We start from the raw sequence: 8,560 nt of genomic DNA on the forward strand, positions 1-8,560 counted from the left end.
GCTCAGGACAGGCTCAGGACAGGCTCAGGACAGGCTCAGGACAGGCTCAGGACAGGCTCAGTACAAGTCGCGGTAGTTGAGCGTAGTCGAAACTCGATAACCACCTGATTCTGACAAAAAAGCGGGGTTATTGGGTATAATTATGTTGATAACATATTTTATGATTGAGTAAGTTTTATTTTCCCTTATGCCTCAGCAGTTAATCATTCAAAATTTTGGACCAATTACAGACTTAAAGATTGAACTTAAAGACATACTTATCTTTATTGGTTCACAAGCTAGTGGTAAAAGCACTGTGAGCAAAGCTATCTTCTTTTTTAAATCTTTGAGAGATGATTTAACAACCTATCTGTATCAGTGCTACCACGAAAAGCAGTTTGAAGATACTATCACTAATTTTGCCAAGCGAGCAAAACAGAAGTTTATTAAAATGTATGGTTCGGTACTACAATTTCCTGAAATGGAATTAAAGTATCAGTATGGAAACGGCATGGAAGTCACAGTTAAACCTTCTACCAATAACCAATTTACAACTGTTGATTTTGATGATTTTTTTAAACAAAAGTTCCGTGATTTAGTAGATCAATCTAGAAGTTTGAATACTGAATTGCAGCAGATGAGTTCGAGAGGTTTATTTTCTTCTTCCCGTGAAATTAGTGCTATTAAGGCTAAAGAAGCAGCTCTATTTGAGAATATCACAAAAGAAGTAAACCAACTATTTAATGATGATAGAGATTTGCTATTTTTACCTGCTGGTCGTAGTCTGATTACTATTCTATCTCAACAGCGTTATAACATTGACATGGGAGAGGATTTGATATCTGGTAACACTGAGTTAGCAGCAGATAGTTTAATAAAATTAGATTATTTAATGCAAAATTTTATTAATCGAATTGATAGCGCGAAACCTATTTTTAATCAAGCAATTGGTGATTTAATTAAAGAAAAACTTTCTACTTCTACCAATAGTGAAACAAAGCGAGTTATCACTCTAGCTCAAAACATTGTGGATTCTATTCTCAAAGGCTCTTATCGCTATCAAAATGGTACTGAAAGAATTGATTTTGGCAATGGAAAAAGCACCTTAATCAACTTTGCATCATCAGGACAACAAGAGGTTGTTTGGATTTTGTTACTGATTCTGCTTTTAATTCTTAATCAGCGGAATGTATTTTTAGTTATTGAAGAACCTGAAGCGCATCTTTTTCCTGTTGCACAAAAGCAAATGATTGATTTAATTGCTTTACTGGCAAATCAAGCTGCAAATCAAATCATTTTAACAACTCACAGTCCCTATATTCTTTCGTCATTTAACAATTTACTATATGCCCATCAGTTAGGCTTGCAAAAATCGGAACAGGTGGAAGAAATAGTAAATCATAACCTTTGGATTGATCCTCATAGATTAAATGCTTTTATTGTAGAGCAAGGTACTACTCGTTCTATTCTGGATTCAGAAATGGGGTTAATTGAATCAGCAGAGATTGATAGAGCTTCTGAGATTATTGTTAATACATTTAATCAACTTTTTGAAATTGAGGATTAAGTATGAAATGCAATTGCCAAGAGTTTGAAAAAAAATATCCAGATTGTACGTTTTGTAATGATGGTCAGAAAATTACTGTGCAAGAAAACAAACGAAAATATATCCTAAACAATTTATCTGCTCAACAAGTTTGTAGAATTAAAATAGATGGTTGTGTAATTGATGATGAAAATCAGCGTAAGTGTGATTATTTAATGATAGTATGTAATACTGAAAAAGTGGCTAATGATAATAATATGGATGCTGGAGAAAAAATGTATTTTATTGAGTTAAAAGGTAAGGATTTGATCAGTGCTGTTGAACAATTAACTCAAACAATTGAATATTTTAAACCGCAAATTATTGGAACAGTTTTTGCTAGGGCTGTACTCAGTAAAGTTAGTAAATTTAATGCTCCTAAAAGTATTGAGAATGATTCTAGAGTAAAAAAATTAAAGAGTTTACTAAAAAAATATGGTGGTAATTTTGAATATGGATCTGTGCAATTTGAAAAAGATAAGATTTGATTTTTATAGCAATGGAGATCGCACAAAAAATCTCTTGTTAATTTTTCAAATCTTGCTAAGCAAGATTTGTTCACTACAGGTAATTCAATTTTGGATTTTGGATTTTGGATTTTGGATTGTTTTCCTCAACTCTAATCTAAAATCTAAAATCTAAAATCTAAAATCTAAAATTCTCCTGACTCCTATTTATAATCGTTGTAGTATATTTAAACCATGTGTATCAGTTCCACAGGTGTTAAATAAACCATACTCCTCCGCTAACATTTGCACTTTTTCCGTTTCTACAGAGCAAGGTTTCCAAGGGTTAGGATTTTTATAAGCGTAGAAAGTCTCAACCCCATCAATACCATATTCAGCAGCTTGAGGAATTAAATCAAAGTGCGATCGCTTGTACCGTGCTGGATGAGCAAGTACAGCTAGTCCACCAGCGTCATGAATAGCTGCAATAACGTTAGCTGCTTGATAATCTATACCTGTAGAGGCTTTTCTTTGCAGATAAGGTTTCATACTGGAATGTTCTATTTCAAAACCATAAGCCAAAATATGTACTTCAGCATCTAGCAAACCTGCATTAATTTCTACACCACTCCACAAATGAGGAATGCTGCTATCAGCATGATTCCATTTCCAATCTTCTAACCAATCTCGTGCTAATTGATACCCACCAACGGCATGATGATCAGTAATTGTAAGCCCTTTCAAACCAATGGAGATCGCCTGTTCCATAAGTATATGTGGATGCAATCTACCATCCGAAAATACCGTGTGTAAATGAAAGTTGAAAAACCTGGGACAACTTTGAGCATCAAGGCTTTGGAAGACTTGTTTTAACATTTCTGTGGAAGCAGTAGTCCGGGCAAAATTTACAACCATAACCCCCTCTGATCAAAAATATGTGATTCTGAATAAAAGAACGCGGCACACTTACATACAAGAAATAGAACCGAGAAATTACTAGCACATTAAGCTAGTATTTAAAGCTACTTTTTAGGCTACAGTAATGATTTTTTTGCGATTTGTTAAAACTACGTTAGCAAATCTCAATCATTACAGTCATGAGTATTTTTGATTACTTATATAAAGAAATGCTAAATTTTTCAGAAAATTTCTATAAATACTGATACTGATATAGTTGTCAGTGATCAGCCGTCAGCTTTTGTTATTCAATTGCTATGAAAAATCTCAATTTCAGAGAAATGACAAATTAGTCTTAGCTGACTGCTGATGGCTGAATGCTTAAAAAAGACCAATTAATTCACCAGAACCAGCCACGACTTCACCAATGGTAAAAGAGGGAATATCCTGTGATTGAAAATGGCTAATTGCTTGTTCTGCTTGTTCGGGGGGCAGTATTAGCACAAATCCCACACCCATGTTAAATGTATTATACATAGATTCTGCACCAACAGAACCGGCTTGAGCTAACCACTGAAACACAGGGGGAATATTCCAACTACCAGGATTAATTTTAATAGCTTGACCTGTTCCCAGGCATCTGGGTAAATTTTCTGGTAAACCCCCACCAGTAATATGTGCCATACCGTGAACTTTTAAACCATTTTTCAATGCTGCTAATACAGATTTAACATAAATGCGGGTAGGAGTGAGAAAAGCATTACCGAGAGTTTGCCCATTTAATAACTCTGGAGTATCATTCCAAGAAAAACCACCATCACTAACAATCTTTCTCACTAAACTTATACCATTACTGTGAATACCTGCACTAGATAAACTTATGGCTACATCACCTACTTGTACTTGAGAACCATCTAACATCCGGTTTTTTTCGACTATCCCCACACAAAAACCCGCTAAGTCATATTCACCGACTTGGTAAAAACCAGGCATTTCTGCGGTTTCTCCACCTAATAAAGCCGCACCTGCGAGTTTGCAACCAGTAGCTATTCCTGCCACTACCTGAGTTAACTGCTCTTTATCCAGCTTACCAGTAGCTACATAATCGAGAAAAAATAGCGGTTCTGCTCCTGATGTTAGCACATCGTTAACACACATCGCCACTAAATCAATACCTACGGTGTCATGGCGGTTGAGAATTTGAGCAATTTTTAGCTTTGTACCCACACCATCTGTACCAGATACCAATACTGGTTCTTGATAACCTGTAGGCAGTTGAAAACAGCCCCCAAAGCCACCTAAACCACCTAATACTTCTGATCTGAAGGTACTGTGAACTAAATTGCGAATTTGGTCTACAAAAGCTCTACCTGCTTCAACATCAACACCTGCATCCCGATAATCCATGACTGTTTACACCGTGATCATTCTTTTTTCAACCCCGTTTATTATAGGGTAATTGGTAATTGGTAATTGGTAATTGGTAATTGGTAATTGGTAAATTTATTACTGTCACCTGTCACCTATCACCTCAAAATACCTGATCTTCAATACCTCGCCACCATTCACCTAAATTCATTAAATCTTGGTGAATATCTGCTAATTCTTGCTCGTAAGCTTCCGGTGATATTGTATCTCGCCGTTCTTGTAATTTTTTCAGCCGCAGTTGTACTAATAACCAAGGTTTAGAAATACTATCTGTAGCTTCTAGATATTGTGCTAATTCTTTACTATCCATAAAACCTGAATTTATTTTTCCTTTCATTGGAATTTTTCTGGTAAGCTGGTGGTTTACCACGCACGATAACGAAATCATTAGAGTTTAAGTTAACACCAGCTAAAGATAGAACATCACGCAGTCTGACACCTGTAATTTAACTTTACTACTCGGCCACCACACTCGAAAACCAACATTTTCTGTGAGGGAAAGACTAAATAAACCGGTCCTCCTTCCTCACGAGGAATTGGTTGATCATCTTTGGCAACTGCTAAAATAATTGGGTACTTGAGTAAATCTTCATAGTTACTTGATAAGCGTCATAACAGACAAAAGTAATTTCCGTAACACCGCTTTGAATGGCAAATTTTTGTAATAGTGAATTTACGTCTATTCCAGTAACCTAAAGCTAAGTTTTTCCAGACTTTCAATATAACCACATTCCAAACTATTACTTGAGACGGTTTACAGGTGACAGGTGACAGGTGACAGGTGACAGGTGACAGTAATAAATTTACCAATTACCAATTACCAATTACCCATTACCAATTACCAATTACCCATTACCAATTACTAACAAATTTTATGGTATTACAAGTACAAAATAACACTTACGAAGCGAAAACCCAGGAAATTGCTAAACAGGTTCTCGCTGCAACTGGGGAAAGTCGTTCTTTTCTGGCTTCTTTGCGCGATCAGATGCGCTGGGATGATAAGTTACTCGCTTGGGCTATGAGTAATCCTGGGTTACGAGTCCAGTTATTTCGATTTATTGATACTTTACCCGCTTTACATAGTAAATCAGAAATTGCATCCCATTTGCAAGAATATTTGGGTGATGAGTCGGTAGAATTACCCGCAGCTTTAAAGGGTATGCTGAATTTTGCTAACCCTGATTCTATGCCGGGACAGGTAGCGGCTACAACCGTGGAAACTGCTGTGCAAACTTTAGCACATAAATATATATCTGGGGAAAATATCCAACAGGTAATCAAAACGGTGGAAAAGCTCAGAAAAGAAAAGATGGCTTTCACTATTGATTTACTTGGGGAAGCCGTAATTACGGAGATAGAAGCACAATCTTATTTAGAAAAATACCTGGAATTGATGCAGCAGTTGGTTGAAGCATCGAAAAAATGGCAGCATATCCCCGCTATTGATGAAGCGGATGGGGAAATGATTCCTAAAGTGCAGGTTTCAGTAAAATTAACTGCGTTTTATTCCCAGTTTGATCCGTTAAATGCTAATGGTAGTGAACAACGGGTGAGCGATCGCATTAAGATTTTATTACGTCGTGCAAAAGAATTGGGTGCAGCAGTACATTTTGATATGGAACAGTACGCCTATAAAGATATTACTTTGAAGATTCTCAAAAAGCTTTTACAGGAAGAGGAGTTTCGTGAACGTACAGATATCGGGATCACTATCCAAGCATATCTGCGTGACAGTGAACAAGATGCAAAAGATGTCATTGCATGGTTAAAACAGCGCGGTTATCCTCTTACTATTCGTTTGGTTAAAGGTGCATATTGGGATCAGGAAACTATCAAAGCTGAACAAAAACACTGGAAACAGCCTGTTTTTAATGATAAAGTGGCAACAGATGCCAATTTTGAGGCGATAACTCAGCTTTTGTTAGAAAATCACGAGTATGTTTATTCTGCCATAGGTAGTCATAATGTTAGATCCCAATCTAGGGCGATCGCCATAGCAGAAAGTCTCAATGTTCCCCGTCGTCGTTTTGAAATGCAAGTTCTTTATGGGATGGGTGATAAAATTGCCAAAGCCTTGGTAGATAAGGGTTATCGGGTTCGGGTATATTGTCCTTATGGTGACTTATTACCGGGAATGGCTTATTTAATTCGTAGATTGTTGGAAAATACGGCAAATAGTTCTTTTTTACGTCAAAATCTGGAAAATAAGCCTGTTGATGAGTTGTTAGCTCCTCCAATTATAGATTTTTCTCACGCAAAGGCGCAAAGTCGCAAAGAAGAGAAGGAAGGTTTTGTTGGTGTTGCGGATACGGATTATGCTGAGGAGGAGAAAAGAAGGGTTTCTCAAGTTGCTTTCCAAAATGTGCGTCAGCAGTTGGGTAGGACTTATTTACCTTTGATTAATGGTGAGTTTGTAAATACGACAACGTTTGTTGATTCTCTGAATCCTTCTAATTTTGGTGAGGTTGTTGGTAAGGTTGGACTTATCAGCGTTGAACAAGCTGAGGAAGCAATGAAGGCTGCTAAAGCTGCTTTTCCTGGTTGGAAGAAGACACAGGTTAAGCAACGTGCTGATATTCTGCGGAAAGCTGCTGAGTTGATGGAAGAAAGACGTGCTGAACTTTCTGCTTGGATAGTTTTGGAGGTGGGTAAACCTGTTAAGGAAGCTGATGGGGAGGTTTCGGAAGCTATCGACTTTTGTCTTTATTACGCTGATGAGATGGAACGTCTTGATCAAGGTGTAATCTATGACGTTGCTGGTGAAACTAATCGTTATATTTACCAGCCTAAAGGAATTGCGGTTGTAATTTCTCCTTGGAATTTTCCTTTGGCTATTGCTTGCGGTATGACTGTTGCTGCTTTGGTTTCGGGGAATTGTACTTTGCTGAAACCTGCGGAAACTTCTTCTGTGATAACTTCTAAGTTGACGGAAATTTTGATTGAAGCGGGAATACCTAAAGGTGTTTTTCAATACGTTCCTGGTAAGGGTTCTCAAGTTGGTGCTTATTTAGTGAACCATCCTGATACTCATGTAATTGCTTTTACTGGTTCTCAAGAAGTGGGATGTCGAATTTACGCAGAAGCAGCAATTTTAAAACCTGGTCAAAAGAATCTGAAAAAGGTAATTGCGGAGATGGGAGGGAAAAACGCGATTATTGTTGATGAAAGTGCTGATTTAGACCAGGCTGTTGTCGGGGTTGTCCAGTCTGCTTTTGGGTATAGTGGTCAAAAGTGTTCTGCTTGTTCACGGGTTATTGTTTTACAACCTATCTATGATGCTTTTGTAGAAAGGTTGGTGGAAGCTACGAAGTCTTTAAATATTGGGGAAGCGGAGTTACCCAGTACCCAAGTTGGTCCGGTGATTGATGGAAATGCACGCGATCGCATTTTAGAATATATTGAGATTGGAAAAAAAGAAGCTATTTTAGCTTTGGAGTTATCTGCACCCAATCAAGGTTATTTTATCGGACCTGTGATTTTTTCTCAAGTTTCCCCAGATGGGGTTATTGCACAGCAGGAAATTTTTGGTCCTGTTTTATCGGTGATTCGTGCTAAGGATTTTACGCAAGCTTTGGAAATTGCCAATTCTACAAACTACGCTTTAACAGGTGGTATTTATTCTCGTACACCTTCCCACATTGAACAAGCACAAGCAGAATTTGAAGTTGGTAATTTGTATATTAACCGCAATATTACCGGGGCAATTGTCGCGCGTCAACCTTTTGGCGGTTTTAAACTTTCTGGTGTAGGTTCAAAAGCAGGTGGTCCAGATTATTTATTGCAGTTTCTAGAACCAAGGAGTATTACAGAGAACATTCAACGTCAGGGTTTTGCCCCAATTGCAGGTAATGAATAATTAGGGTTGGCTGAAAAAGTCTTTCCGTGAAAATTAAAAATTTCCAGGAGTCAGGAGTTTGAGGATATCAAGGAGTTTTTTGTATTTTCAAACGAGGTAAAAACCAACAAAGTGCAAGGTTTTCCTACTCATAGCTTCCAAAACCTTGCACCTATTTTCTTTGTTATCACCCTCAAACTCTTTATCCATCCAGGTTTTGAGTTTATTCAGCAAACCCTAAATGTGTATCTGCTATATAAAACCTAGACAAAACTAGACTTTACTTTCTACTTCAACGGGAGCATGGGAGCAGTTATCCCTCAGTAGACTTTCACGCCTTAGCCAGACGCGATTGTGTTCCAATTAAGTTTCTGAAAAAGACTACCA

6 protein-coding genes are annotated in these 8,560 nt (G+C 37.4%); 3 read left to right on the forward strand and 3 right to left on the reverse strand.

The window, feature by feature from the left end:
• Window positions 1–187: 187 nt before the first annotated feature.
• Together PN497_RS23655 and PN497_RS23660 are read left to right on the forward strand one after the other, a co-directional pair.
• Window positions 188–1,546, forward strand: a complete 1,359-nt coding sequence (locus PN497_RS23655) for an AAA family ATPase (RefSeq protein WP_096572056.1) — start codon at window positions 188–190, stop codon at window positions 1,544–1,546.
• Window positions 1,547–1,548: 2 nt separating this feature from the next.
• Window positions 1,549–2,052 (forward strand): hypothetical protein, encoded by a 504-nt coding sequence (locus PN497_RS23660; RefSeq protein ID WP_096572055.1) that lies wholly within the window; start codon window positions 1,549–1,551, stop codon window positions 2,050–2,052.
• Window positions 2,053–2,238: 186 nt separating this feature from the next.
• On the opposite strand, the gene PN497_RS23665 is transcribed toward PN497_RS23660, so the two are convergent.
• From PN497_RS23665 to PN497_RS23675, 3 genes are all read right to left on the reverse strand, one after another.
• Complete coding sequence (locus PN497_RS23665) at window positions 2,239–2,925, reverse strand: PHP domain-containing protein (protein WP_096572054.1); 687 nt, start codon at window positions 2,923–2,925, stop codon at window positions 2,239–2,241.
• Window positions 2,926–3,288: 363 nt separating this feature from the next.
• Complete coding sequence (purM, locus tag PN497_RS23670) at window positions 3,289–4,314, reverse strand: phosphoribosylformylglycinamidine cyclo-ligase (RefSeq protein WP_096572053.1); 1,026 nt, start codon at window positions 4,312–4,314, stop codon at window positions 3,289–3,291.
• Window positions 4,315–4,438: 124 nt separating this feature from the next.
• Entirely contained in the window at window positions 4,439–4,645 is a 207-nt protein-coding gene (locus PN497_RS23675) for a hypothetical protein (protein ID WP_096572855.1), read from the reverse strand.
• Window positions 4,646–5,209: 564 nt separating this feature from the next.
• On the opposite strand from PN497_RS23675, the gene pruA reads away from it, so the two are divergent.
• Window positions 5,210–8,194, forward strand: a complete 2,985-nt coding sequence (gene pruA / locus PN497_RS23680) for an L-glutamate gamma-semialdehyde dehydrogenase (RefSeq protein WP_096572854.1) — start codon at window positions 5,210–5,212, stop codon at window positions 8,192–8,194.
• Window positions 8,195–8,560 lie beyond the last annotated feature (366 nt).

Source organism: Sphaerospermopsis kisseleviana CS-549 (assembly GCF_028329225.1).
Lineage (GTDB): Bacteria > Cyanobacteriota > Cyanobacteriia > Cyanobacteriales > Nostocaceae > Sphaerospermopsis > Sphaerospermopsis kisseleviana.

What these genes read in the sequence shown, in the direction of transcription:
- PN497_RS23655 (WP_096572056.1), top strand. Translation starts at nt 188, where the DNA reads ATGCCTCAGCAGTTAATCATTCAAAATTTTGGACCAATTACAGACTTA.
- PN497_RS23660 (WP_096572055.1), top strand. Translation starts at nt 1,549, where the DNA reads ATGAAATGCAATTGCCAAGAGTTTGAAAAAAAATATCCAGATTGTACG.
- PN497_RS23665 (WP_096572054.1), bottom strand. Translation starts at nt 2,925, where the DNA reads ATGGTTGTAAATTTTGCCCGGACTACTGCTTCCACAGAAATGTTAAAA.
- purM (WP_096572053.1), bottom strand. Translation starts at nt 4,314, where the DNA reads ATGGATTATCGGGATGCAGGTGTTGATGTTGAAGCAGGTAGAGCTTTT.
- PN497_RS23675 (WP_096572855.1), bottom strand. Translation starts at nt 4,645, where the DNA reads ATGGATAGTAAAGAATTAGCACAATATCTAGAAGCTACAGATAGTATT.
- pruA (WP_096572854.1), top strand. Translation starts at nt 5,210, where the DNA reads ATGGTATTACAAGTACAAAATAACACTTACGAAGCGAAAACCCAGGAA.